This window comes from Streptomyces coffeae, assembly GCF_016741875.1.
Lineage (GTDB): Bacteria > Actinomycetota > Actinomycetes > Streptomycetales > Streptomycetaceae > Streptomyces > Streptomyces coffeae.
The window spans coordinates 202,458-227,564 of the sequence record NZ_JAERRF010000011.1 but is presented as its reverse complement, the minus strand read 5'-3'; the positions used below and the strand labels follow the sequence as shown (position 1 = coordinate 227,564).

The window sequence follows — 25,107 nt, the reverse complement described above, 5'->3', positions numbered from 1 at the left end:
CATATCCGAGAAATGGAACGAACCATGACACACCGCATGTTTGACTGATATGTCTCAAGTCATATTTTCTCGACTAGCCTCTCGTTCATGGATCCTCAGTCAGATGTGATCGAGCGAGCGCCTTCGCGCCCCCTCCATCCCGAAGTGGCCGGGAAGGGGCCCGTGTTCGTCGATCTCTCCGGGCGACGCGGCCGTCTGGTGCGGCACGCGGGTGTGGTCGCGGGGGCCGTCTGCCTCAGCTACTCGGTGATCCTGGCGGTGGGCTTCACGGGTGGTACCGCCTTCGCCCCCGAGACCCTGATCCCGGGGCACCCGAGCGCCACCGAGGCGTTCGACCGGAAGCCGGAGGGCGGTCCGGAGCGGTACCGCCCGGAGCACCGGCGGCCGTCGCACCGGGACGTGACGCACCCCGGCCCGCGTCCGCACGAGGACCGCGCGGACACCGGCCGCCACGCCCCGCGGGACGCACGCCCGGTGGCTCTCGGCGAGCCGGTCGCGCTGGACGGCCCCGCCCCGGAGCGGCGGCACCCGGGGCCGGCCGAACTCGGCGCCCGCGTACGCCCCGAGCCCCGGGGCCAGGCCCGGGAGCAGCACCGGGACCAGGTCCGGGAGCACACCCCGGCGCACCACGGCTCCAGCGGCACGAAGCGCGCCGCGCACCACAAGCACGCACACACCCGCCCCGCCGGACGGAAGCCCGACCACCGCGTCGAGCGCCCCAAGCACGCCAAGCCCGCCAAGCACACCAAGCCCGCGCAGCACACCAAGCCCGCCCAGCACCGCACGTCCGGCACACCCGGCAAACCCGGCAAATCCGCGAAGCCGGGCGCGGGCGGGGCGCACACCCCGGCCCGCAAGCCCCTCGCCCGCAAGCCCCTCGCCCGTAAGCACCCGGCCGCCGAACCGCCCGCCGCCGGGGCCGGGCTCCCCCGGAACCCCGGGCCGAAGACCCCGCTGAACCCCGTGGGTCCGCTGAACCCGGCCGGGCCCGCCCCGGGGGCCAACGGGCCCGGCGTCCCGCAGAACGGGGACGCACCGTCATGACCTCCGGCAGACAGCCGAGACTCCCCCGGCCGCGCCGCCGCAGACTTCCCTCGCCCCGCCCGGCCGCCACGCCCCGCCCCGTGTCCCGGATCACCGGGCCGGGGCGCGGTGACGGTGGCCGGTTCCGCGGTCGGGGCCCGTTCCGCCGCGGGGCCACCAGGACCCGCACCCGGATGGTGCTCGCGCCGGCGACGCTGCTGGCGGTGGTCTGCGGACTGCTGCTGGACGGCTATCTGCATGCCGAGGTCGGCAATGACGCCCGTGTCCACCGCTCGCACCCCTCGCGCAGCGTCCCCGACCGGCTGCGCCACGGCGGGCCGGTGCTCACCTTCGACCGGGACGGCCGGGCGACCGAGCACTCCGTTCCCTCCCGGACCGTGGCGCTCACCTTCGACGACGGCCCGGATCCGCGCTGGACCCCCGAGATCCTCGCGGTGCTGCGCAAGCACGACGTCCCCGGAACCTTCTTCGTCGTGGGCCAGATGGTGGTCCGTCACCCCGGGCTGGTGCGCCGGATGCGGCAGTCGGGCCATGAGATCGGGGTGCACACCTTCTCCCATGTCGATCTGTCGTACCAGGACACCGGGCGGGTCGACCGCGAACTGGCCCAGTCCCAGCTGGCCCTGGCGGGCGCGGCGTCCGTCACCAGCTCGCTCTTCCGGGCGCCGTACGCCTCCGAGGTCCGCGCGCTGGACGACCGCACCTGGCCGGTCCAGCGGCACGTCGGGGCCAAGGGCTACCTCAGCGCGTTCGTGGACGCCGACAGCGAGGACTGGCGACGGCCCCCGGTCAAGGAGATCGTCCAGAACGCCACGCCCGACGGACGGAAGGGCGCGTCCGTGCTCTTCCACGACGCGGGCGGCAACCGCTCCCGCACGGTGAAGGCCCTGGATCAGTACATCGGCCGGATGAAGAAGAAGGGCTACTCCTTCACCACGATCACCGGCGCGCTCGGCGCCCAGAGCGCCAACCACCCGGCCGGAGCCGCCCGGGTCTGGCAGGGCCGGGCGCTGATCTGGGCCGCGGCGCTCACCCAGGCCGCCCTGCCGTGTCTGGCCGGGCTGCTGGGCCTGGTCGGCGCCGCCGTGATCGGGCGGCTGCTGATGATGGTGGTCTTCGCCTGGTGGCACCACTGCAGCCGGGCCCGGCGGCGCTACCGGGTGGTGCAGCAGGTGGACGACCCGGTGAGTGTGATCGTGCCCGCGTACAACGAGAAGGAGTGCATCGCCAACACCCTGACCTCGCTGGCCGCCAGCACCCATCGGATCGAGATCCTGGTGGTGGACGACGGCTCCACCGACGGCACCGCCGACATCGTGGAGGCCATGGCGCTGCCCAACGTCCGGGTGCTGCGCCAGCAGAACGCGGGCAAGCCCGCCGCCCTCAACCACGGCATCGCCCACGCCCGCCACGATCTGATCGTGATGATGGACGGTGACACGGTCTTCGAGCCGACCACCGTTCGCGAGCTGGTCCGCCCCTTCGCCGACGTCCGCGTCGGCGCGGTCGCGGGCAACGCCAAGGTCGGCAACCGCAACCGGCTGATCGGCGCCTGGCAGCACATCGAATACGTCATGGGGTTCAACCTGGACCGGCGGATGTACGACCTGCTGCGCTGTATGCCGACCATCCCCGGAGCGATCGGCGCATTCCGCCGCCGCGCGGTGCTGGACGCAGGGGGCATGAGCGCGGACACGCTGGCCGAGGACACCGACATCACCATCGCGCTGCACCGGGCCGGCTGGCGGGTGGTCTACCAGGAGCACGCCCGCGCCTGGACGGAGGCGCCCGGCACCCTCGGCCAGCTGTGGAAGCAGCGCTACCGCTGGAGCTACGGCACCATGCAGGCGCTGTGGAAGCACCGCCGCTCGATCGTGGACCGGGGCCCGTCGGGGCGGTTCGGCCGGGTGGGGATGCCGCTGGTGGTGCTCTTCCAGATCGTCACCCCGCTGTGCGCGCCGCTGATCGACCTGTTCACCGTGTACGGCGCGGTCTTCCTGGACCCGGTGCGCTCCCTGCTGGCCTGGGGGGCGCTGATGCTGGTGCAGCTGCTGGGCGCGGCGTACGCGTTCCGGCTGGACCGGGAGCGCTACCGGGCGCTGCTGGTGCTGCCGCTCCAGCAGATCGCCTACCGCCAGCTGATGTATCTGGTGCTGCTGCACTCCTGTGTCACGGCCGCGACCGGCGCCCTGCTGCCGTGGCAGAAGCTCAAGCGCACCGGTGAGGTGGACTCCCAGCGGGCCCGGGAGTCCGTACGGTGACCGGCCTCACCCGCCCGCTCCGGTCGTCACCGGGAACACGCCGGGACGCGTACGCGCTGAGCCCTGAGAAAGGCGGAGGCGAACCGAGCCACAAGAAAGACCGAGTCAAAAGAAAGGCAGTATGCCGCGATGGCCGAGGAGAACTACCGGACCGAGCGCGACTCCATGGGAGAGGTGCGGGTCCCCGCGCACGCCAAGTGGCGGGCCCAGACCCAGCGGGCGGTGGAGAACTTCCCCGTCAGCGGCCAACGCCTGGAGCGGGCGCATATCGAGGCGCTGGCCCGGATCAAGGCCGCGGCGGCCACCGTCAACGCCGGTCTTGGCGTGATCGACAAGGACATCGCCGCGGCCGTCGTGGAGGCGGCGGCGGAGGTCGCCGAGGGCCGCTGGGACGACCACTTCCCGGTCGACGTCTTCCAGACCGGCTCGGGTACCTCGTCCAACATGAACACCAACGAGGTGCTGGCCACTCTGGCGAGCGAGCGGCTGGGCCGCGCGGTGCACCCCAACGACCACGTCAACGCCAGCCAGTCGTCCAACGACGTCTTCCCCTCCTCCATCCACATCGCGGCCACCGCCGCCGTCACCGCCGATCTGATCCCGGCACTGGGCCGTCTCGCCGAGGCGCTGGAGCGCAAGGCCGAGGAGTTCGCCGAGGTGGTCAAGGCGGGGCGCACGCATCTGATGGACGCCACCCCGGTGACGCTGGGTCAGGAGTTCGGCGGTTATGCCGCGCAGGTCCGGTACGGGATCGAGCGGCTGCGCTCCTCGCTGCCCCGGCTGGCCGAACTGCCGCTGGGCGGTACGGCGGTGGGCACCGGGATCAACACCCCGCCCGGGTTCGCCGCCGCCGTGATCGCCGAGCTGACACGGACCACCGGGCTGCCGCTCACCGAGGCCCGGGACCACTTCGAGGCGCAGGGCGCCCGGGACGGGCTGGTGGAGACCTCGGGGCAGCTACGGACCATCGCGGTCGGGCTGACCAAGATCGCCAACGATCTGCGCTGGATGGCCTCGGGCCCACGCACCGGGCTGGCCGAGATCGCGCTGCCCGACCTCCAGCCCGGTTCGTCGATCATGCCGGGGAAGGTCAACCCGGTGATCCCCGAGGCGGTGCTGATGGTCGCCGCCCAGGTCACCGGCAATGACACCACGGTCGCCACGGCCGGGGCCGCCGGGAACTTCGAGCTCAATGTGATGCTCCCGGTGATGGCGAAGAACCTGCTGGAGTCGATCCGGCTGCTGGCCAACGCCTCCCGGCTGCTGGCCGACCGCACCGTCGACGGGATCACGGCCGACGCCGAGCGCGCCCGCGAGTACGCCGAGTCCTCCCCGTCCGTCGTCACCCCGCTCAATCGCTACCTCGGCTACGAGGAGGCGGCGAAGGTCGCCAAGACGTCCCTGGCGGAGCGGAAGACCATCCGGCAGGTGGTGCTGGAGTCGGGCTATGTGGAGCGCGGGCTGCTGACCCGGGAGCAGCTGGACGAGGCGCTGGACGTGCTGCGCATGACACATCCGTAACCTTGTGTGGGACAACCGTTGCGGCATAGGTCACGGCACCGCGGCCCGCTCACACCTAAGATCTGCTCATGACAGCGGACATCGTGGAGACGACGGGGAAGGCGGGCACCGCCCGATGGGCGCCGGGGGACCACATCCTGTGGCGCTACCGGGCCAACGCCGCCGACCGCATCCACATCTGCCGCCCCGTGACCGTCGTCGAGGACACCCCGGAGCTGCTGGCCGTCTGGCTCGCCCCGGGCACCCCCTGCGTCAAACCGCAGCTGACCGACGGCACCTCGGTGCACCGCGAGCCGCTGTCCACCCGCTACACCAAGCCGCGGACCACCGCGCTGTGCCAGTGGCTGGGCACCGGAGTGCTCAAGCTGGCCCGGCCCGGTGAGCCCTGGTCGGTGTGGCTTTTCTGGGAACACGGCTGGCAGTTCAAGAACTGGTACGTGAACCTGGAGGAGCCGCTGGCCCGCTGGGCCGGCGGGGTGGACTCCGAGGACCACTTCCTGGACATCGCGGTCTACCCCGACCGCGGCTGGGAATGGAAGGACGAGGACGAGTTCGCGCAGGCCCAGCGGGCCGGTCTGATGGACGCGGCACAGGCGCGCCGCGTCCGGGCCGCCGGCCGGGCGGCCGTGGGACTCATCGAAGCGTGGGGAGCGCCGTTCCGGGACGGCTGGGAGGACTGGCGGCCCGACCCGGCCTGGCCGGTCCCCGCGCTTCCGGCGGACTGGGACCGTAAGGACAGGGGGCATACGTCAGCGCACTCGAGGTCCTGAACCTCTTGTTGTGCACCGGTGTTTCAAACGTAGGATCGTCGTCCGGAACACCGCACCCGCGGGAAACCAGACACTGGCGCAACTCACGGACGATGCACAGGATCTGACGTAATGTCACAGGAGGGGCGGAGTCGTGAGCAGTGAGGACGACTACGGCGACGGCTACGAGGGGTACCAGGACTTCGACCGCCTGGCGCTGGACCGCAGCGGCCAGGCCGAGGCCTTCGACGCGATAGGCGACCGTTACGACGAAGCCTTTCCGCACAAGGAGGGCCAGGTCAAGGCCGGTCAGTGGCTGGCCGACACACTCGCTCCCGGCTCCCGGGTGCTCGATGTCGGCTGCGGCACCGGACTGCCCACGGCCCGTCAGCTGACCGACGCAGGGCACCGGGTCACCGGGATCGACATCTCCCCGGGCATGCTCAAGCTGGCCCGGGACAACGTCCCCGGCGCCGAGTTCCACCAGGTGGACATCGTCGATCTGCGGGCCGGTGGGCGCTACGGCCCCGGAGGGGCACGGGAACTCGGCCCCTTCGACGGCATCGCCGCCTTCTTCGCGCTGGTGCTGCTGCCCCGCCCGGAGATCCCCTACGCGCTGCGCGCGCTGCACGCGGTGCTCAGACCCGGCGGACCGATGACCCTCAGCATGGTGGAGGCGGACGTGGACGACTTCGCGATCCCGTTCCTCGGCAACTCGGTCCGGGTATCCGGCTATCTGCGGGAGGATCTCCGACAGGTCGTCAGTGACGCGGGTTTCGAGATCACCGGGGAGGAATCGCACGCGTACGCCCCGGCCAGCACGGACGTGCCACCCGAGATCCAGCTCTATCTGCACTGCCGACGACGTGCCTGACACTCGGTGCGCCCCCCACACCAGGGCGCACGGCCCCGGACGGATGGAAACCCACGCGTGACGGAGCACCCGACCTCCCACAACAGGCGACAGGCTGCCGCTCCTGCCGCCGCCTCGGGCATGCCCGAGGACACGCACGGCGCGGTCCCGGACCCGCGGACCGCCGTGCGGCAGGCGGCTGCCCCGCGCGGCAGCGGAGGTACCGAGCGCCGGAACGCGGCGCACAGCGAGCACCCGGCACAGCCGGAGCACGGCACACCGGAGGGCGAGCCTGTGTGGGACGCGGACCGCAATGCCGCCAGAGGCGCGGCACGCCGACCCGGAGCGCGGGACGGCTCCCCCGACCGGGACCGGCGCGCCCCGGAGGCCGGGCACCGGGATTCCGGCCGCCCCGGCGCCGCCGCGGGTGAACACCCCACCCAGCCCGGTGAGTCGCCCGACGCGGTGGCCACGGCGGCCGGTGAGGTCGCGTACACCGCGCCCGGCGGCGGGATGCCCGCGGTGGCGCCCGCCGGTGGCGCCGACGCGGCCGAGACGGCCGCCGCGCGGGACCGCGGCGGGGACCGGCTGCGCTTCGTCGGGGCGGCGACCCGGCGGATCGCGCGCGGTATCGACCTCGACGAGATCGTGCTCGGCCTGTGCCGGGCCACCGTCCCCACCTTCGCCGACGCGATCCTGGTCTATCTGCGCGATCCGCTGCCGGTGGGCGACGAGCGCCCGGTGGGCCCGGTGGTGCTGCGGCTGCGCCGTACCGACCGGATCCCGCTGGACCCGGACACCGACAGCGGCCGGCTGCCGCTGATGCCCTCCCAGCCGGATCTTTCGCCCGCCGTGGGCGGCGGCCCGGCGGCCGAGCTGTGCGAGGTGGAGGCGGGCGGTCCGCTGGCCGAGGTGCTGCGCGGGGTGCGGCCGGTCTTCGGCGACTCCCAGGCCGCCCGGGCCGCGCTGCCCGAACTCCTCGGCGAAAGGCCCTCGGTGGCCACCGGTCAGCGCACCGTGCTGGCGCCGCTGCGCGGCCGCCGCCGGGTGATCGGCGCGGCGGTGTTCGTCCGCCGTCCGGACCGGCCGCCGTTCGAACCGGACGATCTGCTGGTCGCGGCCCAGCTGGCCACCCATACCGCGCTCGGTGTGGACAAGGCGGTGCTGTACGGGCGCGAGGTGTACATCGCGGACGAGTTGCAGCGCACCATGCTGCCCGACTCGCTGCCGCAGCCCACCGGCGTCCGGCTGGCCAGCCGCTATCTGCCCGCCGCGGAAACCGCGCGGGTCGGCGGCGACTGGTACGACGCGATCCCGCTGCCCGGCAACCGGGTGGCGCTGGTGGTCGGCGATGTGATGGGCCACTCCATGACCTCGGCCGCGATCATGGGCCAGCTGCGCACCACCGCACAGACTCTGGCCGGTCTCGATCTGCCGCCGCAGGAGGTGCTGCACCACCTCGACGAGCAGGCCCAGCGGCTGGGCACCGACCGCATGGCCACCTGTATGTACGCGGTCTACGACCCGGTCGCGCACCGCATTGTGGTGGCCAACGCGGGCCATCCGCCGCCCCTGCTGCTGCACCGGGGCGGCCGGGCCGAGGTGCTGCGGGTGCCGCCGGGCGCGCCGATCGGGGTCGGCGGCGTCGACTTCGAGGCGGTCGAGCTGGACGCCCCGGCCGGGGCCACCCTGATGCTCTACACCGACGGTCTGGTCGAGTCGCGGATGCGCGATGTGTGGACCGGGATCGAGCAGTTGCGGGAGCGGCTGACCGCCACCGCGCGGCTCACCGGCCCCAACCCGCCGCCGCTGGAGCCGCTGTGCGACGAGGTGCTGGACATGCTCGGGCCCGGCGACCGCGATGACGATGTGGCGCTGCTGGCGGCCCGGTTCGAGGGCATCGCGCCCAGCGATGTCGCGTACTGGTTCCTGGATCCGAAGGCGCAGACCGCCGGGCAGGCCCGTCGGCTGGCTCGCCGCGCCCTGGCCCGCTGGGATCTGGACGATCTGACGGACGCGGTGGAACTGCTGGTGAGCGAGGTGGTCACCAACGCGGTGCGGTACGCGGAGCGGCCGATCACCCTGCGGCTGCTGCGCACGGACGTCCTGCGCTGTGAGGTCGGCGACGATGTGCCGCAGCTGCCGCGGCTGCGCCAGGCCCGGCCGTCCGACGAGGGCGGCCGCGGGCTGTACCTGGTCAACCGGATGGCGCGGCGCTGGGGCGCGACCCGGCTGAGCACCGGCAAGGTGGTCTGGTTCGAGCTCGCGCTGCCGTCCTGACCTGACCCGCCGCCCCCGGAAACCATCGGGCCCCGAACCGCGAGGAGCGGTTCGGGGCCCGGGGCGCGTTTACGGCTTCTGCCGTTTGTTACCGGTGTCGGCCTCGCCGGTCGGGGTGGTCGGGGTCGTCGGGGTGGACGGCGTCCCCCCACCGGGCGGGGTGGTCGTGGACTGGGACGGCGTCACCGTCGGGGTCGGCGACTTGGTCTCCGACTCGCTCGGTGACGCGGTCGGCGACTTGGTCGGTGTCGCCGTCGGCGACTTGGTCGGTGTCGCCGTCGGCGACTCGGACGGGGACTGCGAGGTGGGCGGCGGTACCGCGGCCCCCATGTCCGTGTCCAGATCGAACTCGGTGTCCTTCGTGTCGTCCGCCGCGACGCCCATGTACGCCGCCCAGATCGAGGCCGGGTAGTCGCCGCCGTTGACGCGGCCGCCGCCACCGGCGCCCCGGAGGGTGGTCTGCTTGCCGCCGGGCACCTCGCCGAACATGCCGACGGAGGTGACCAGACCCGGGGTGTAACCGGTGAACCAGGCCGACTTGTTGTCGTCCGAGGTGCCGGTCTTGCCCGCCACGTCCATGCCCTGGCGCTGCACGGCCTTACCGGTGCCGTCGGCGACCACACCGGTGAGGACGGAGGTGACGGAGTCGGCGGCGGGGCGGCTGATCGCCTGACCGGTGGTCGGGTCGGGCAGTTCGGCCTTCTCGTCGCCCTTCTCGGCGGACTTCACGATCGCCGGGGTGACCTTCTTGCCGTGGTTGTCGAGGGTCGCGTAGACCCCCGCCATGTCGTACGGGCTGGCGCCCATCACCCCCAGCGACATCGACGGGTTCTCGCCGAAGCCTCCGGCCTTCCCGTTCATCCCGAGGTCGACGGCGGTCTGCTTGACCTTGGACAGGCCCACGTCCACGGCCATCTGCGCGTAGACGGAGTTGACCGAGTGGTTCATCGCCTTCTGGACGCTGACCGGGCCGTAGGAGATGTTGTCCTCGTTGGGCGGGGAGAAGCCGACGGGGCCGGTGCTGCTCTTCACCGGCCGCTTGCTGGTGCCGTCGTACTCGGTGTTGGCGGTGATCGGCGTGCCGTCCTGGGTGGTGGAGTCGTTCTCCAGCGCGGAGGCGAGGATCAGCGGCTTGAAGGTGGAGGCGGGCTGGTAGTCCTCACGGGTCGCGTTGTTGATCCAGTGCTTGGTGTAGCCCTTGCCGCCGTACATGGCCACCACACCACCGGTCTTGGGGTCCACCGAGACCGCGCCGACCTGGGCGTGCTTGTCGACCGTGCGCTTTTTCGGGGCGAGTTTGTCGGTCAGCTGGGTGCGGACCGCCTTCTCCAGCGACTTCTGCTTCTTGCGGTCGATGTTGGTGGTGATGGTCCAGCCGCCGGCCTCGAACTCCTTCTCGTCCACACCGGCCTTGAAGAGCTCCTTCTTGGCGGCGGCGATGAAGTACCCGGTCTGGCCCTCGAGTCCGGGGATGGGGCGGGGATCGCCGGGCTTCTTGAACTTCATGCCCGCACGATCACTCTTGGACAGCCAGCCCTTCTCGACCATGTTGTTGAGGATGTAGTTCCAGCGGGCCTCGACCAGCTTCTTGCCGTTGGGACCCGCGGTCGAGTAGTCGTACTGGCTGGGCGCCTGGAGCAGAGCGGCGAGATAGGCGCCCTCCGCCACGGTGAGCTTCTCGGCGTCCTTGTTGTAGTACGCGCGGGCGGCGGCCTGGATGCCGTAGGCGTTCCGGCCGTAGTAGCTGGTGTTGATGTACCCGGCCAGGATGTAGTCCTTGGACTTCTGCTGATCCACCTTGAGGGAGATCACCAGCTCCTTGGCCTTGCGGCTGACCGTCTGCTCCTGGCTGAGGTAGTAGTTCTTCACATACTGCTGGGTGATGGTCGAGCCACCCTGCTTGCCCCGGCCGAGCGCGGTGTTGATCAGGCCGCGGACGGTGCCGCTGAAGGAGACACCGGAGTCGGTGTAGAAGTCCTTGTTCTCCGCGGCGACGAAGGTGTGCTGCACCGCCTTGTCGATCTTGGACAGCGGTACGGACTCACGGTTGATGTCGCCCGTCTTCGCCATGATCGTGCCGTCGCTGTACTTGTAGATGTTGGCCTGCGCCCTGGCCTCGGCATTGGCGCCGGGCACATCCACCCACAGATAGAGCGCGAAGAACGCTCCGACGAGCAGTGCGCAGAAGGAAATCACATACGCGAGGATCTTCTTCCAGGTGAAGAAGCGGCGTATGCCCCCCTTCGTTCCGGCCTTCTTGGCCTTGCGGGCGCCCTGTTGCCGTGCGCGCCGCTCTTCCGCTCTACCCATCTCTCCTGCCGCTCCAGTCAGTCAGCTCCCCAGCCCAGCTCACGAAGCTAACACCGCAACAACCCTCACATACTCATCGATCTTGCGTTTTCGGATGGTGACAAAGAGCACCCACCTCAAGGGAACTGACGGCTGAGGGGCGCGCAAGGTTGTCAGATGCGTTAAAGTGCTATCACTTTGCTAGCCGCCGGTCACTGGATCACAGCGCCGGACCTTCGAGAGACCACGGGGACCGCCATGTCCGATGCCACATCCGCAGCACCCCTTGCCGAACCCCGGATAGAAGAGCGGCCCGCCCGCCATGTCAGCGGCGGCCTCGCCCTGCTCGGCGGACTGGCCGGGCTGGCCGCCGGGGTCGGGCTGATCCTCGCCGGGGCGGCGGTCGCCTCCGAGCACAAGGGCGCCGGATCCACCGCGCTGATCGTCTCCGGGATCGCGGTGGCCCTCACCGCGCTGATCACGATGTGCGGACTGAACACCATCGCCCCGGGCGAGGCCCGGGTGGTCCAGCTCTTCGGCCGCTACCGCGGCACCATCCGTACCGACGGTCTGCGCTGGGTGAACCCGCTCACCAGCCGGGAGAAGATCTCCACCCGGGTGCGCAACCACGAGACCGCGGTGCTCAAGGTCAATGACGCGTACGGCAATCCGATCGAGCTGGCCGCGGTGGTCGTATGGAAGGTGGAGGACACCGCGCAGGCCCTGTTCGCGGTGGACGACTTCCTGGAGTTCGTCGCCACCCAGACCGAGGCGGCGGTGCGGCATATCGCCATCGAGTACCCCTACGACGCCCACGAGGAGGACGGCCTGTCGCTGCGCGGGAACGCCGAGGAGATCACCGAGAAGCTGGCCGCGGAGCTGCACGCCCGGGTCGAGGCGGCGGGTGTGCGCATCGTCGAATCGCGCTTCACCCACCTCGCCTACGCCCCGGAGATCGCCTCCGCGATGCTCCAGCGGCAGCAGGCGGGCGCCGTGGTCGCCGCGCGCCGCCACATCGTGGACGGCGCGGTCGGCATGGTCGAGGCCGCACTGGCCCGGATCACCGAGGAGCAGATCGTGGAGTTGGACGAGGAGCGCAAGGCCGCCATGGTCAGCAATCTGATGGTGGTGCTGTGCGGGGACCGTTCGCCGCAGCCCGTCCTCAACACCGGCACCCTCTACCAGTGACAAGGCACGAGCGCCCCGCCGAGCCCGCCGAGCCCGCCGAGCCGGCGCGGCCGCCCGAACGGCAGCCGCGCCGGCCGCGGCAGCAGCGCAAGCAGATGCTGCTGCGGCTCGATCCGGCCGTGCACGACGCGCTCGCGCGCTGGGCCAACGACGAACTGCGCAGCGCCAACGCACAGATCGAGTTCCTGCTGCGCAAGGCGCTCTCGGACGCGGGCCGGCTGCCGGGGTCGGCGCGGCCGATCCCGCGCCGCGGCCGCCCGCCGCGCGATACCGCCCCGGACAAGACGGACTGACCGGGTCCGAGGAAGTCCTGCCCTCCACACCTTGTTGACCTGCGTAAACGATCTATTCAGCGCATCTATACACACGACGTATACCCATCGTGTAGAGTGCCGCGCATGTCCATCGGCCACACCCTGCTCGGACTCCTGGAGTCCGGCCCGCGCCACGGCTACGACCTCAAGCGGGCTTTCGACGAACGATTCGGGCACGACCGCCCGCTCCACTACGGGCAGGTCTACTCGACCATGTCCCGCCTCCTGAAGAACGGTCTCGTCGAGGTCGACGGCATCGAGCACGGCGGGGGCCCCGAGCGCAAGCGCTACGCCATCACCGACGCGGGCATCACCGATGTCGAGCAATGGCTCGCCCAGCCCGAGAAACCCGAGCCCTACCTCCAGTCGGTGCTCTATACGAAGGTCGTCCTCGCCCTGCTCACCGGGCGCGACGCGGCCGATCTGCTCGATGTCCAGCGTGCCGAGCATCTGCGGCTGATGCGCGAGCTGACCCAGCGCAAGCGCTCGGGCGACCTCAGCGACCAACTCATCTGCGACCACGCACTGTTCCATCTCGAGGCCGATCTGCGCTGGCTGGAGCTGACCGCGGCCCGCCTCGGCCAACTCGGCAAGGCGGTACGTTCATGACTCCCGCGGGCTCACTTCTCACCGCCGACGGCCTCCACAAGGCGTACGGCCCCACCCCGGCGCTCGACGGCGCGGACTTCTCCATCCACCCCGGCGAGGTCGTCGCCGTCATGGGCCCGTCCGGCTCCGGCAAGTCCACGCTGCTGCACTGCCTGGCCGGGATCGTCACCCCGGACGCGGGCTCGGTCCACTACGGCGGACGCGATCTGTCCGCGATGTCGGACGCCGAGCGCAGCACGCTGCGCCGCGGCGAGTTCGGCTTCGTCTTCCAGTTCGGCCAGCTCGTCCCGGAGCTCAACTGCGTGGAGAACGTGGCGCTTCCGCTGCGGCTGAACGGCGTCAAGCGCAAGGAGGCCGAGGCCCGGGCGCTGTCCTGGCTGGAGCGGCTGGAGGTCGCCGATGTCCGCGACAAGCGCCCCGGTGAGGTCTCCGGCGGTCAGGGGCAGCGCGTCGCCGTCGCCCGCTCGCTGGTCACCAACCCGCGGGTGCTGTTCGCCGACGAGCCCACCGGCGCGCTGGACTCCCTCAACGGCGAGCGGGTGATGGAGCTGCTCACCGAGGCCGCCCGGGAGACCCGCGCCGCCGTGGTCCTGGTCACCCATGAGGCCCGCGTCGCCGCCTACTCCGACCGCGAGGTCGTGGTGCGCGACGGCAAGGCCCGGGACATGGCGGGCGTCCGATGACCACCCAGGAGACCGCCACCGCACCACCTCAGCGCCCGGAGCCCGAGCCGCGCGGCGCCATCGCCCGCTGGGCCGCCGATCTCGCCATGGGCGCCCGCTTCGCGGTCACCGGCGGCCGGGAGAGCTGGGCCAGGACGATCATGACGGCGGTCGGGGTGGGGCTCGGCGTGGCACTGCTGCTGTTCGCCGCCTCCGCCCCCAACGCCTACAGCCTCCGTGACGACCGGGGCGCGGCCCGCTCGACCTACGACACCGTTCCCAACACCGAGGTTGCGGCGGGACCGGACACCCTCAGGGTCGCCGACGCGAACACCACGTTCCGCTCGGAGGACATCGAGGGCAAGGTGCTGGCTCCCGACGGGAACCACCCGCCCAGGCCCCCGGGGGTGGACCGGGTCCCGGCCCCCGGTGAGATGTGGGTCTCCCCCGCGCTGAAGAAGCTCCTCGCCGACAACGAGCTGCTGCGTGAGCGGCTGCCCTACCGCGTCGTCGGCACCATCGCCGACAGCGGACTGTCCGGCCCGGCCGATCTGCGGTACTACGCGGGCGTCGACGGCGCGGCGTTCCGGAACGACGCCGGGTACCGCATCGACCACTGGGGCACTCCTCCCTCGACCAAGGAGCTGAACCCCGGGATCCTGCTGGTCGTCATCATCGGCTGTGTGGTGCTGCTGCTGCCGGTCCTGATCTTCATCGCCACGGCCGCGCGCTTCGGCGGCGAGCGGCGCGACCGGCGGCTGGCCGCGCTGCGCCTGGTGGGCGCGGACAGCCGGATGACCCGGCGGGTCGCGGCCGGGGAGTCGCTCGTCGGCTCGCTCCTCGGACTGCTGACCGGTGGCGCGCTGTTCCTGGGACTGCGGGAGCTGGCCAGCACGGTCGTGCTGGACGACATCAGCTTCTTCGCCTCCGACATCCGTCCGTCCGTGCCATTGATGCTGCTGATCGCGCTCGTCGTGCCCAGCTCGGCCGTGCTCGTCACCCTGGCCGCGCTGCGCGGGATCGCCATCGAGCCGCTGGGCGTCGTACGCAATGCCAAACCCCGTCGGCGCAGGCTGTGGTGGCGGCTGCTGCTGCCGGTGCTGGGCATCGGTCTGCTGGTGCCGCTCGCGGGCGGCTACGGCGCCACCAGTAGGAGCAGCGACCTCGAGGGGTACCAGGCGGCGGCCGGTGCGGTCCTGCTGCTGATCGGCCTCACCGCGATGCTGCCCTGGCTGGTCGAGGCCGTCGTCGAACGGTTCAGCAAGGGCCCGGTGCCCTGGCAGCTCGCCACCCGGCGACTCCAGCTCAGCAGCGGGACGGCGGCCCGTGCGGTGAGCGGCATCACCGTCGCCGTCGCCGGGGCGATCGCGCTCCAGATGCTCTTCGCCAGCGTGCAGAGCAACGAGACGAAGTCCACCGGTCAGGACCCTGGCCGCGCCCAGATGGGCGCGAGCGTCCGGGTCGACAACGGTGCCCAGGCCAACGCCGCCTTCGCCAAGTACCGCGCCACCAAGGGTGTGCGCCAGGTGCTCGGCACCACCTCCGGGTCCGTGGGCGAGGCCCATCCCAACAAGAAGGTGGATGGGGAAGCCCCGGTGGAGACGGTCACAGTCGGCGACTGCGCCACGCTGCGCGAGATGGCCAACCTCAGCCGCTGCTCCGACGGCGATGTCTTCGTGGCCACGTCCAATGCCTACCCCGCGGACGAACCCTCGTTCCTCAAGCCCGGTGTGCAGGTCAATCTGCGGCTGGACAAGGACGGCTATCCGGTCACGAAGAACCCGAGGCTGTGGACCGTCCCGCGCTCGGCCAAGACCGTGACCACGAAGCCGGACGCAGCGGGCTTCGAGAGCCCCGGTGTGCTGGCCACACCCGGCGCCCTCGATGTCTCCCGGCTCACCGATCCCACGGCCCAGGTCCTGCTGCGGCTGGACCCGAAGGTGCCGGATGCGATCGAGTACGCGCGCAACACCAGTGCGGCACTGTCCCCGACGACCGACTCCTACACGCTGGTCAGCACCTCGAAGTCCAATCAGTTCACGATGCTCCGCAAGGGGCTGTTCATCGGCGCCACCGCGACTCTGGTGCTCATCGGGGCGAGCATGATCGTCTCGATGCTGGAGCAACTGCGCGATCGCAAGCGGCTGCTGTCCGTCCTGGTGGCCTTCGGCACCCGCCGCGCCACGCTCAGCTGGTCCGTGCTGTGGCAGACCGCCGTTCCCGTGATCCTGGGCCTGGCTTTGTCCACCGCGGGCGGGCTCGCACTGGGCACGATGCTGCTGAAGATGGTCAACGGGCCCTGGGCCGTGGACTGGTCGAGCCTGACCCTGATGAACGGCGTGGGCGCGGGCGTCATCCTCCTGGTGACCCTGGTCAGTCTGCCGCCCCTGTGGCGCATGATGCGCCCGGAGGGGCTGCGTACCGAGTGACGGCGGAAGCCCCACGGGGGCCGGTGCGCATTACGGGGTGATGCGCACCGGCAGCGGGCGCAGGGCGTCGCGCAGCGCGGAGGCGAACGATGCGAACTCCTCCGCCCGCGCGGCGCCCGCGCGCATGGCCAGGGCGATCCGCCGGGCGGGCGCCGGGTCGGCGAAATAGCCGGTGGTCAGATGGTCGCCGCGACCGGTCTCCACCCGCAGCGCGGTGCGCGGCAGCAGGGTCACCCCGAGGCCGCCCGCGACCAGTTGCACCAGCGTGGCCAGCCCGGCGGCACTGGTGGTCACCGGGGCGCCCTCGGTCCGGCCCGCCTCCCGGCAGATGTCCAGCGCCTGATCCCGCAGACAGTGGCCCTCGTCCAGCAGCAGCAGATCCAGCTCCTTGAGCGCCTCGCGCGGGATGTCGCTGCGCCCGCCCAGCCAGTGGTCCTGCGGCATGACCAGCACGAAGTCCTCGTCGAAGAGCGGCAGCTCGACCACGCCGGGGGCACCGAGCGGCACCGCGAGCAGCAGCAGATCCAGCCGTCCGTGGGCCAGCCCGTCCAGCAGTGAGGCGGTCTGCTCCTCGTACACCTGGAGATCGAGGTCGGGGTAGTTCCGGTGCACCAGCCGCAGCACGGTGGGCAGCAGATACGGCGCCACGGTCGGGATCACTCCGAGCCGCAGCACCCCCGTGAACGGCGCCCGGGCCGCCTCCGCCTCCTCCAGCAGCTCACCGACCGCCTCCAGGACGGTACGGGCCCGGGCCGCGAGCCGCTCCCCCGCCGGGCTGAGCAGTACCTTCCGCGTCGTACGCTCCAGCAGCTGCACCCCGAGGGTCTCCTCCAGGGCGGCGACGGCCCCGGAGAGCGCGGGCTGGCTCATGCCGATGGCCGCCGCGGCGTCCCGGAAGTGCAGATGCTCCGCGACCGCCGCGAAGGCTCTGAGCTGGGACAGGCTGGGCTGCCGTGGCTTGCCGGGTGTGGTGGGCACAGCCACTGATAACCACCTCCAATCAACAGCACCGAGTCTAGCTATTTCACTGATCAATGCCAGCTGTGCAAGGGTGAGAGCCGTCCAACCCCATGGAATCCCAGATCAAAAGGGTTTCCTATCCGAAAGCTGCAAGGAGAGCGCGTGCTCACTGTCGGTGACAAGTTCCCCCAGTTCGATCTGACCGCCTGTGTCTCGCTGGAGAGCGGCAAGGAGTTCGAGCAGATCAACCACAAGTCCTACGAGGGCAAGTGGAAGGTCGTCTTCGCGTGGCCCAAGGACTTCACCTTCGTGTGCCCGACCGAGATCGCGGCGTTCGGCAAGCTGAACGACGAGTTCGCCGACCGTGACGCGCAGATCCTCGGCTTCTCCGGCGACTCCGAGTTCGTCCACCACGCCTGGCGCAAGGACCACGCCGACCTGCGTGACCTGCCCTTCCCGATGCTGGCCGACTCCAAGCACGAGCTGATGCGCGACCTCGGCATCGAGGGCGAGGACGGCTTCGCGCAGCGCGCCGTCTTCATCGTGGACCCGAACAACGAGATCCAGTTCACCATGGTGACGGCCGGTTCCGTGGGCCGTAACCCCAAGGAGGTCCTGCGGGTGCTGGACGCCCTCCAGACCGACGAGCTGTGCCCGTGCAACTGGAGCAAGGGCGAGGACACCCTCGACCCGGTCAAGCTCCTCTCCGGCGAGTAAGGTGAGCTGATATGGCACTCGATGCGCTGAAGTCCGCGCTTCCGGACTACGCCAAGGACCTCAAGCTGAACCTCGGTTCGGTGATCGGCAACTCCGAGCTGCCGCAGCAGCAGCTGTGGGGCACCGTGCTCGCCTGCGCGATCGCCTCGCGTTCGCCGCGGGTGCTGTCGGAGCTGGAGCCGGAGGCCAAGGCCAACCTGTCGCCGGAGGCTTACACCGCCGCCAAGTCGGCCGCCGCCATCATGGCGATGAACAACGTCTACTACCGGACCCGGCATCTGCTGTCCGACCCGGAGTACCACAACCTGCGCGCGGGTCTGCGGATGAACATCATCGGCAACCCGGGTGTGGAGAAGGTCGACTTCGAGCTGTGGTCGCTGGCCGTGTCGGCGATCAACGGCTGCGGTATGTGCCTGGACTCGCATGAGCAGGTGCTCCGCAAGGCGGGCCTGGACCGCGAGACGATCCAGGAAGCCTTCAAGATCGCTGCTGTGCTCCAGGCCGTCGGCGCCACCCTGGACGCCGAGGCCACCCTCGCCGCGGGCGCCTGAGCCCAGCGGCACCGGTAGCGCATACGAGGAGGGGCGCCCCACCAGTCGGTGGGGCGCCCCTCCTCGTCATCGATGCCCTAGGACTTGTTTTCGTTCTTGCCCGCGTTCTTGCCCTCGGCGGCCTCCCCCGGCGGCGCGGTCGACGGGGGCACGGTGGGGGCCACCGCAACAGCGGTGGCACCGTGCGGTCCGGGGACCGCCCGCATCGCGTTCTCCTTGTTGTAGGCATGCAGATAGCCGACGACCGTATTGGCCACCGCCACCAGCGGTACGGCGACCACCGCGCCACCGATCCCGCCGATCAGCGAACCGCCCGCGACCGAGAGCACCACGGCCAGCGGATGGACCCGCACCGCCCGGCCGAGGATGAACGGCTGGAGGACATGGCCCTCGATCTGCTGGACGGCCAGCACCACCAGCAGCACCATCGCCCCGGTGAACACGCCCTGGGTGACCAGCGCGACCACGACCGCCAGCGCGCCGGAGACCACCGCACCCACCAGCGGGATGAAGGCGAAGAGGAAGATGAAGACGGCGAGCGGGACCGCCATCGGCACATGGAGGAAGAACAGCCCGACCCCGATGAAGATCGCGTCGATCAGAGCCACGATCACCGTGCCGCGCACATAGGCGGTCAGGGTGGCCCAGGCCCGCGGGCCCGCGCCCGCCACGCCCTCGCGGGCGGCGGCCGGGACCAGTTTCAGCGTCCAGCTCCAGATCCGCGGTCCGTCGTAGAGCAGAAACAGCGTGCTGAACATCGTCAGCAGAACGCCGGTCAGCACCTCGACAACAACCGTCACGCCCTCAAGACCGGCCGAGGTGATCTCCTCGGTGTTGGCGCCGACCGCCTCGCGCAGCGACTTGGCGATGTGGTTGATCTGGGCCTCGGTCACATGGAACGGGCTGTGCAGCAGCCAGCGGCGCAGATCGTCGATACCGTCCTGGACCTTGCGGGAGACCTCGTCGATGTTCTCCATCACCTGCCAGACGACAAACCAGATCACCAGCCCCATGACGACAAAGCCGCCGATGAAGGTGATGGCCGTCGCCAGGCCACGGGGTACGCCGCGGTTGCGGAACCGGGTGACGGTCGGCTCCAGCAGCGCGGTGATGAGCAGGGCCACCGTGAAGGAGAGCACCACCAGCTGGATGGAGCTGATGACGCGCATCAGCACCCAGACCGTTCCGGCGAGCACCAGCAGCCGCCATCCGGCCTCGGCGGCGACCCGCACACCCCAGGGCACGGTGGCCACCGGATCGGGCCGGGCGGTGACGGCGGGCGCGTAGGCGGGCGGGGCGGGAACGCTGACGGGCGGCTCCGGACCGGCGGTTCCGCCCTCCCCCGTACCGGAACCGGGCGCCCCGGAGGACGACGACGCGGCGCCGGCGTCCGGCGGGCCGGATCCACCTGGGCCGCTCGCACCGGAGGACGAGGCGCTCGCGGCGCCTTCGTCGGCGCCGGCGGCGGCCTGCTGGGTTTCGAGCCGGGTGGCGAGCCGGGACAGTCCGGCTCCCAGCCTGCCCACCCATTGCGGCAATCTGGACATTGTTCTTTTCCTACCCCCGTTTCCCCTCTGCCGTCGCGACGACGTTACCGGCTGAGGGAAGACGAAACCCCCGACCGGGTGCGGCCGGGGGTTTCGCGAAGCTCGTTGGTCGGTGTCGGCCGTGCGGCCGGTCCCGATCAGTACCAGTGGTTGGCCTGCCAGAAGTCCCAGGCGCCACACGGGCTGTCGTAGCGCTCGTTCATGTAGTTCAGACCCCACTTGATCTGGGTGGCCGGGTTGGTCTGCCAGTCGGCACCGGCCGAGGCCATCTTGGAGCCCGGCAGCGCCTGGACCAGACCGTAGGCACCCGACGAGGCGTTGGTGGCCTTGTAGTTCCACCCGCTCTCGTGGTCCACGATGTTGCTGAAGCACTGGAACTGATCGCCGGCCATCATCTGGCGCGCCATGGCCTGGGTCTCGGCGATGGTGTACGAGGCCTTCTGAGGGATGTCGACGGAGTCACGCTGCGCGGAACGGCTGGCGACCTCCTTCTGCTCCTTCTCCTCGCGCTCCTTGGCCAGCTTCTCGGCGGCTGCCTTGTCCGCGGCGGCCTTCTTGGCCTGCGCGTCCTTGGCCGCCTGCTTGCGGGCAGATTCCTCGGCGGACTTCTTCGCCTCCGCGTCGGCGGCGGTGGACTGCACATCCGCCTGCTGCGTCAGGGACGCGCCCTGCGCCACGGCCTGCTGTCCGGCGGGTATGTCCGCGAGGAGCGTCGAGTCAGCAGCGGTCGCCTCGATCGGGTCGGACGAGCCGTTCTGCTCGCCAGCCGAGGCGACACCACCGACGACGGCGCCCACAGTGGTGACCGCGGTAGCCGAAGCCACTGCGAATCCCCGGACCGAAATCCGGCTCACACGGTTTCCTTCCAGCATCGCCCGCTTAGGTGACCTCACGGACGCAATCGTGCCCCTGGCGCTGACCTCCCCTTGTTCCGTCCCCGGTGATACTCGGCGGGGTTGGCTGGCCACGGGAGGCACGGGCCCGGTGGGTCCTCCCGCGGGAGGAGCCCTGAGGTGCTCGGGCGGCATACGGCGAACGCTCTTCAGTTCTGGTACTGCTGCGGTTCGGTACCGCTGGGGGTACCGGTGTGCCGTATGCGGGGCCTGACAGGACCCACACACTGCCGGACGCGCATGCCCGGAGGCAATTCCCCGATGAGTGTGAAAGCTCACACCTCGTTTACCCCTAGGGATTTTTGGAAATCCCTACGCGGCAAGACGCCGCGCGGCTAGGCTCCTTGGCCCTTGCGCGCGGCGTCCTGTCGCTCATGCCGGTCCCAACCGGCCGCTATCAGCTCAGATGTGGCCGTCCTCCAGCATTTCGGTCACCAGCGCCGCGATCGGCGACCGCTCGGAGCGGTTGAGGGTGACATGTGCGAACAGCGGGTGGCCCTTGAGCTTTTCGACCACCGCCACCACACCGTCGTAGCGCCCGACGCGGAGATTGTCCCGCTGTGCCACATCATGGGTGAGAACCACCCGGGAGTTGGCGCCGATGCGGGACAAAACGGTCAGCAGGACGTTCCGTTCGAGCGACTGCGCCTCATCGACGATCACAAAGGCGTCATGGAGCGAACGGCCGCGGATATGGGTGAGCGGCAGCACCTCCAGCATCCCGCGCTCCACGACCTCCTCGATCACCTCGGAGCTGGTCACCGCGGACAGCGTGTCGAAGACCGCCTGAGCCCAGGGGCTCATCTTCTCCGCCTCGCTGCCGGGCAGATAGCCCAACTCCTGCCCGCCCACCGCGTACAGCGGACGGAAGATCATCACCTTGCGGTGCTGCCGCCGCTCCAGCACGGCTTCCAGCCCCGCGCACAGCGCCAGCGCCGACTTGCCCGTACCGGCCCGGCCGCCCATGGAGAGGATGCCGACCTCCGGGTCCAGCAGCAGATCCAGCGCGATGCGCTGCTCGGCGCTGCGGCCGTGGATCCCGAACGCCTCGCGGTCACCGCGTACCAGGCGCACCTGCCCGTCCGGGGTGACCCGGCCCAGCGCCTTGCCGCGCTCGGACTGGAGGACCAGCCCGGTGTGCACCGGCAGTTCGGCCGCCTCGGGGATGTACGCGGTCTCGGCGGCGAACAGGTCGTCCACCTGCTCGGCGGAGACGGCGAGCTCCGCCATCCCGGTCCAGCCCGAGTCGGTGATCGCCAGCTCCGCGCGGTACTCCTCGGCGAGCAGCCCCACCGAGGACGCCTTGATGCGCAGCGGCAGATCCTTGGAGACGACGGTGACGTCGTACCCCTCGGCCTGGAGGTTTCTGGCGACCGCGAGGATCCGCGAGTCGTTGTCCACCACCCGGCCGCCGTGGTTCCAGAAGGCGGCCGGCAGGACACCGGGGTCGGAGTGGTTGAGCTCGACACGCAGGGTGCCCCCCAGATCGCCGATCGGGAGCGGAGCGTCCAGACGGCCGTACCGGATGCGGTACTCATCCAGCAGGCGCAGTGCCTGCCGGGCGAAGTACCCCAGCTCCGGATGGTGCCGCTTGGCCTCCAGCTCCGTGACCACGACGACGGGCAGCACAACTTCGTGCTCGTCGAAGCGGGCCATGGCTTTGGGGTCGGCCAGCAGGACGCTGGTGTCGAGGACATAGGTGCGCCGGTCGTGCTCGCGGCGTTTTGTGCTGGTCACCACGGGTGGACGTACCCCCTCGGGAGAGGTTGGGGTGCGACGGCGTAGCGGGAGTGGGGTCTCCCCGCCGCAGACAGGGAACGGACCGGGCTCAGCCCTCCGGGGAAGGCCGTGCGCCGGCCCTCCGCGTCATACGCACGATCCGCACAGTCGTCCGTGTGCAAAGGGCCTCCCGGGCGAACGGCCCGATGCCGTCCGCTGGCAATCCGACGATGCCCCGTCCCCGCTGTCCACCGGGACAGGGCGTCGACCTGCAAGGGATATTCCCTCGAACGTGCGGAGCCATGCAACGGCATATGACGGCACGTATATGAACGTTGTGAGACCAGAGCGTCACACAACGGCCGGGGCCGGACGCTTCGCGGCGTCCGGCCCCGGCCGGTGAACTGCGGTGGCAGTGAAGGGAACTAGTAGCCGTACCTGCGGTGCCGGGCCGCGTAGTCGCGCAGCGCCCGCAGGAAGTCCACCTTGCGGAAGGCGGGCCAGAAAACCTCGCAGAAGTAGTACTCCGAATGTGCGCTCTGCCAGAGCATGAAGCCGGAGAGCCGCTGCTCGCCGCTGGTGCGGATGACGAGGTCCGGGTCGGGCTGGCCGCGGGTGTACAGGTGTTCGGAGATGAGGTCGATGTCGACGACCTCGGCGAGCTCCTCGAAGGTGGTGCCCCGGCTGGCGTGGTCCAGCAGCAGCGAGCGCACCGCGTCGGCGATCTCCTGCCGACCGCCGTAGCCGATGGCGACGTTGACCAGTATTCCGTCGATGTGCTCGGTGGCCTGTTCGGCCTCCTTCAGCACCGTCTGGGTGCGGGAGGGCAGCAGATCGCGGTTGCCCACGTGGTGCACCCGCCAGCGGCCGTCGGCCGCCAGATCGCGCACCGCGTCCTCGATGATGCCGAGCAGCGGTACCAGCTCCGCCTCGGGGCGGTCCAGGTTGTCGGTGGAGAGCATCCAGAGCGTGACGACTTCGACGTCCGTCTCGCTGCACCAGCCGAGCAGCTCCTGGATCTTGCTGGCTCCGGCCTTGTGGCCCTGCTCGGTGGTCCCGCCGGCGGCGCGGGCCCAGCGGCGGTTACCGTCGAGGATGACGCCGATGTGCTTGGGCACCTGGGCATGGTCGAGGCGGCCTTCCACCCGGCGTGCGTAGAGCCCGTACACCAGGTCGCGCAACTTCACGTCTTTCCAGCCCCTCAGTGCCTCGTATGGCGCTCGCCATGCAGTCCGCCCAAGGCCGACACACTACTGCGGGGCGGCGGGGCTGGCTAACCCGGGCGCACGGCCGGGGTTGCGCATTCCGCTTCCCTCCCGGCCGCCGCGCGCCCGGGACGAGCCGTATAGGGTCATCTGTTCCCACCCCCGGACCTGGGACAACGCCCTGTGAACGACATCCACGCCCCCTATCGCGCCGCCGAGAGCCGCTACGACACCATGCGCTACCGGCGCACCGGCCGCAGCGGTCTGCTGCTGCCCGCCCTCTCGCTCGGCCTGTGGCACAACTTCGGCGATGACACCCCGCGCGAGACCCAGCGCGCGATCCTGCGCCGCGCCTTCGACCTCGGGGTGACCCACTTCGACCTGGCCAACAACTACGGTCCGCCCGCCGGGTCCGCGGAGCAGAACTTCGGGGAGATCTTCACCCGCGACCTCCGCGCGTACCGGGACGAACTCATCCTCTCCACCAAGGCCGGCTACCGGATGCAGCCCGGCCCGTACGGCGAATGGGGCTCGCGCAAGTACCTGCTGTCCTCCCTCGACGCCTCGCTGCGCCGGATGGGCGTCGACTACGTGGACATCTTCTACTCCCACCGCTTCGACGCGGACACCCCGCTCGAGGAGACGATGGGCGCGCTGGCCACCGCCGTCCAGCAGGGCAAGGCGCTGTACGTGGGCGTCTCCTCCTACGGCTCCGAGCGCACCCGCGAGGCCGCCCGGATCCTGCGCGAGCTGGGAGTGCCGGCCCTGATCCACCAGCCCTCGTACTCGATGATCAACCGCTGGACCGAGGACGACGGGCTGCTGGACACCCTGGAGGACGAGGGCATGGGCTGCATCTGCTTCGCGCCGCTCGCCCAGGGGCTGCTGACCGACAAGTATCTGAAGGGCATCCCCGAGGGGTCGCGCGCCGCCCAGGGCAAGTCGCTCGACCCGGCGCTGCTGACCGAGGACACCGTCCGGCGGCTGCGCGGACTGGACGCGATCGCCCGGCGGCGCGGCCAGACGCTGGCCCAGCTCGCCCTCAGCTGGGTGCTGCGGGATCCGCGGATGACCTCGGCGCTCAGCGGGGCGTCCAGTGTGCGGCAGCTGGAGGCGAATGTCGCCGCACTGGACGCACCCGCCCTCACCGCCGAGGAGCTGGCCGAAATCGATTCCCTCGCACAGACCACCGAGGGCGTGAACATCTGGGCGGCCCGCAGCAAGTCATAACGCTCAGTGATCATTTCGCAGGGGCTCGGTGGGCCGCATCCACGCCCGCCGGGGTCCGCAGGCCCCGGAATAGAGCGGGCCGGTCC

Annotated in this window: 20 protein-coding genes; 14 read left to right on the top strand and 6 right to left on the bottom strand. The window is 70.6% G+C overall.

Translation table 11 applies throughout. The annotated features are described in order from the left end of the window. Nucleotides 1-87 precede the first annotated feature (87 nt). The 6 genes from JK363_RS43860 (at nucleotide 88) to JK363_RS21115 (ending at nucleotide 8,708) form a co-directional block, all read left to right on the top strand. Nucleotides 88-1,044 (top strand): hypothetical protein, encoded by a 957-nt coding sequence (locus tag JK363_RS43860; RefSeq protein ID WP_201876526.1) that lies wholly within the window; start codon nucleotides 88-90, stop codon nucleotides 1,042-1,044. Next, a complete protein-coding gene (locus JK363_RS21135; RefSeq protein WP_201876525.1) occupies nucleotides 1,041-3,305 on the top strand; it encodes a bifunctional polysaccharide deacetylase/glycosyltransferase family 2 protein in 2,265 nt (754 codons plus the stop codon). The genes JK363_RS43860 and JK363_RS21135 overlap by 4 nt, the downstream gene beginning before the upstream one ends. Before the next feature lie 129 nt (nucleotides 3,306-3,434). Next, on the top strand, nucleotides 3,435-4,826 hold the full coding sequence (locus JK363_RS21130) for a class II fumarate hydratase (RefSeq protein ID WP_201876524.1): 1,392 nt from the start codon (nucleotides 3,435-3,437) through the stop codon (nucleotides 4,824-4,826). Between the two features lie 68 nt (nucleotides 4,827-4,894). Further along, nucleotides 4,895-5,596, top strand: a complete 702-nt coding sequence (fomD, locus tag JK363_RS21125; RefSeq protein WP_201876523.1) for a cytidylyl-2-hydroxypropylphosphonate hydrolase — start codon at nucleotides 4,895-4,897, stop codon at nucleotides 5,594-5,596. A 133-nt stretch (nucleotides 5,597-5,729) separates the two neighbouring features. Continuing rightward, nucleotides 5,730-6,449: a class I SAM-dependent DNA methyltransferase gene (locus JK363_RS21120; protein ID WP_201876522.1), complete on the top strand. Its 720-nt coding sequence runs from the start codon at nucleotides 5,730-5,732 to the stop codon at nucleotides 6,447-6,449. 57 nt (nucleotides 6,450-6,506) lie between these two features. Next, a complete protein-coding gene (locus tag JK363_RS21115) occupies nucleotides 6,507-8,708 on the top strand; it encodes a SpoIIE family protein phosphatase (RefSeq protein WP_201876521.1) in 2,202 nt (733 codons plus the stop codon). A gap of 69 nt (nucleotides 8,709-8,777) precedes the next feature. Here JK363_RS21115 and JK363_RS21110 read toward each other — a convergent pair whose 3' ends face one another. Continuing rightward, nucleotides 8,778-11,018 (bottom strand): transglycosylase domain-containing protein, encoded by a 2,241-nt coding sequence (locus tag JK363_RS21110; protein WP_201876520.1) that lies wholly within the window; start codon nucleotides 11,016-11,018, stop codon nucleotides 8,778-8,780. Between the two features lie 237 nt (nucleotides 11,019-11,255). Here JK363_RS21110 and JK363_RS21105 point away from each other — a divergent pair, with 237 nt between their 5' ends. From JK363_RS21105 to JK363_RS21085, 5 genes are all read left to right on the top strand, one after another. Next, complete coding sequence (locus JK363_RS21105; protein ID WP_201876519.1) at nucleotides 11,256-12,185, top strand: SPFH domain-containing protein; 930 nt, start codon at nucleotides 11,256-11,258, stop codon at nucleotides 12,183-12,185. Further along, nucleotides 12,182-12,478: a type II toxin-antitoxin system antitoxin gene (locus tag JK363_RS21100; protein ID WP_201876518.1), complete on the top strand. Its 297-nt coding sequence runs from the start codon at nucleotides 12,182-12,184 to the stop codon at nucleotides 12,476-12,478. The genes JK363_RS21105 and JK363_RS21100 overlap by 4 nt, the downstream gene beginning before the upstream one ends. A 105-nt stretch (nucleotides 12,479-12,583) precedes the next feature. Further along, the gene (locus tag JK363_RS21095; RefSeq protein ID WP_201876517.1) at nucleotides 12,584-13,108 is read left to right on the top strand and encodes a PadR family transcriptional regulator; all 525 of its coding nucleotides are present in this window, start codon (nucleotides 12,584-12,586) and stop codon (nucleotides 13,106-13,108) included. Beyond that, on the top strand, nucleotides 13,105-13,791 hold the full coding sequence (locus JK363_RS21090) for an ABC transporter ATP-binding protein (protein WP_201876516.1): 687 nt from the start codon (nucleotides 13,105-13,107) through the stop codon (nucleotides 13,789-13,791). The genes JK363_RS21095 and JK363_RS21090 overlap by 4 nt, the downstream gene beginning before the upstream one ends. Then, nucleotides 13,788-16,199 carry an ABC transporter permease gene (locus JK363_RS21085; protein WP_236075973.1) on the top strand — a complete coding sequence of 804 codons (2,412 nt, stop codon included), beginning with the start codon at nucleotides 13,788-13,790 and terminating at the stop codon, nucleotides 16,197-16,199. The genes JK363_RS21090 and JK363_RS21085 overlap by 4 nt, the downstream gene beginning before the upstream one ends. 30 nt (nucleotides 16,200-16,229) lie before the next feature. On the opposite strand, the gene JK363_RS21080 is transcribed toward JK363_RS21085, so the two are convergent. Continuing rightward, nucleotides 16,230-17,183, bottom strand: coding sequence for a hydrogen peroxide-inducible genes activator (locus JK363_RS21080; protein ID WP_201876515.1), 954 nt, complete (start codon nucleotides 17,181-17,183; stop codon nucleotides 16,230-16,232). 138 nt (nucleotides 17,184-17,321) lie between these two features. On the opposite strand from JK363_RS21080, the gene JK363_RS21075 reads away from it, so the two are divergent. Beyond that, a complete protein-coding gene (locus JK363_RS21075; RefSeq protein WP_201876514.1) occupies nucleotides 17,322-17,876 on the top strand; it encodes a peroxiredoxin in 555 nt (184 codons plus the stop codon). An 11-nt stretch (nucleotides 17,877-17,887) separates the two neighbouring features. Then, on the top strand, nucleotides 17,888-18,427 hold the full coding sequence (locus JK363_RS21070; RefSeq protein WP_201876513.1) for an alkyl hydroperoxide reductase: 540 nt from the start codon (nucleotides 17,888-17,890) through the stop codon (nucleotides 18,425-18,427). Between the two features lie 77 nt (nucleotides 18,428-18,504). Here JK363_RS21070 and JK363_RS21065 read toward each other — a convergent pair whose 3' ends face one another. The 4 genes from JK363_RS21065 to JK363_RS21050 form a co-directional block, all read right to left on the bottom strand. Further along, nucleotides 18,505-19,974: an AI-2E family transporter gene (locus JK363_RS21065; RefSeq protein ID WP_201876512.1), complete on the bottom strand. Its 1,470-nt coding sequence runs from the start codon at nucleotides 19,972-19,974 to the stop codon at nucleotides 18,505-18,507. Nucleotides 19,975-20,111: 137 nt separating this feature from the next. Then, nucleotides 20,112-20,828: an aggregation-promoting factor C-terminal-like domain-containing protein gene (locus tag JK363_RS21060; protein WP_307821808.1), complete on the bottom strand. Its 717-nt coding sequence runs from the start codon at nucleotides 20,826-20,828 to the stop codon at nucleotides 20,112-20,114. A 441-nt stretch (nucleotides 20,829-21,269) separates the two neighbouring features. Continuing rightward, nucleotides 21,270-22,607 (bottom strand): RNA 5'-3' helicase PhoH2, encoded by a 1,338-nt coding sequence (gene phoH2 / locus JK363_RS21055; RefSeq protein ID WP_201876511.1) that lies wholly within the window; start codon nucleotides 22,605-22,607, stop codon nucleotides 21,270-21,272. A gap of 404 nt (nucleotides 22,608-23,011) precedes the next feature. Next, nucleotides 23,012-23,773, bottom strand: a complete 762-nt coding sequence (locus JK363_RS21050) for an isoprenyl transferase (protein ID WP_201876510.1) — start codon at nucleotides 23,771-23,773, stop codon at nucleotides 23,012-23,014. A 252-nt stretch (nucleotides 23,774-24,025) separates the two neighbouring features. On the opposite strand from JK363_RS21050, the gene mgrA reads away from it, so the two are divergent. Beyond that, nucleotides 24,026-25,021, top strand: a complete 996-nt coding sequence (mgrA, locus tag JK363_RS21045) for an L-glyceraldehyde 3-phosphate reductase (protein WP_201876585.1) — start codon at nucleotides 24,026-24,028, stop codon at nucleotides 25,019-25,021. The last annotated feature ends 86 nt before the right edge of the window (nucleotides 25,022-25,107 follow it).

Excerpts from the sequence above, each read along its gene's own strand:
- JK363_RS21105 (WP_201876519.1), top strand. The coding sequence starts at position 11,256 with ATGTCCGATGCCACATCCGCAGCACCCCTTGCCGAACCCCGGATAGAA.
- mgrA (WP_201876585.1), top strand. The coding sequence starts at position 24,026 with ATGCGCTACCGGCGCACCGGCCGCAGCGGTCTGCTGCTGCCCGCCCTC.
- JK363_RS21130 (WP_201876524.1), top strand. The coding sequence starts at position 3,435 with ATGGCCGAGGAGAACTACCGGACCGAGCGCGACTCCATGGGAGAGGTG.
- JK363_RS21065 (WP_201876512.1), bottom strand. The coding sequence starts at position 19,974 with ATGTCCAGATTGCCGCAATGGGTGGGCAGGCTGGGAGCCGGACTGTCC.
- JK363_RS21095 (WP_201876517.1), top strand. The coding sequence starts at position 12,584 with ATGTCCATCGGCCACACCCTGCTCGGACTCCTGGAGTCCGGCCCGCGC.
- JK363_RS21070 (WP_201876513.1), top strand. The coding sequence starts at position 17,888 with ATGGCACTCGATGCGCTGAAGTCCGCGCTTCCGGACTACGCCAAGGAC.
- JK363_RS43860 (WP_201876526.1), top strand. The coding sequence starts at position 88 with ATGGATCCTCAGTCAGATGTGATCGAGCGAGCGCCTTCGCGCCCCCTC.
- JK363_RS21110 (WP_201876520.1), bottom strand. The coding sequence starts at position 11,018 with ATGGGTAGAGCGGAAGAGCGGCGCGCACGGCAACAGGGCGCCCGCAAG.
- JK363_RS21090 (WP_201876516.1), top strand. The coding sequence starts at position 13,105 with ATGACTCCCGCGGGCTCACTTCTCACCGCCGACGGCCTCCACAAGGCG.
- JK363_RS21135 (WP_201876525.1), top strand. The coding sequence starts at position 1,041 with ATGACCTCCGGCAGACAGCCGAGACTCCCCCGGCCGCGCCGCCGCAGA.
- JK363_RS21085 (WP_236075973.1), top strand. The coding sequence starts at position 13,788 with ATGACCACCCAGGAGACCGCCACCGCACCACCTCAGCGCCCGGAGCCC.
- fomD (WP_201876523.1), top strand. The coding sequence starts at position 4,895 with ATGACAGCGGACATCGTGGAGACGACGGGGAAGGCGGGCACCGCCCGA.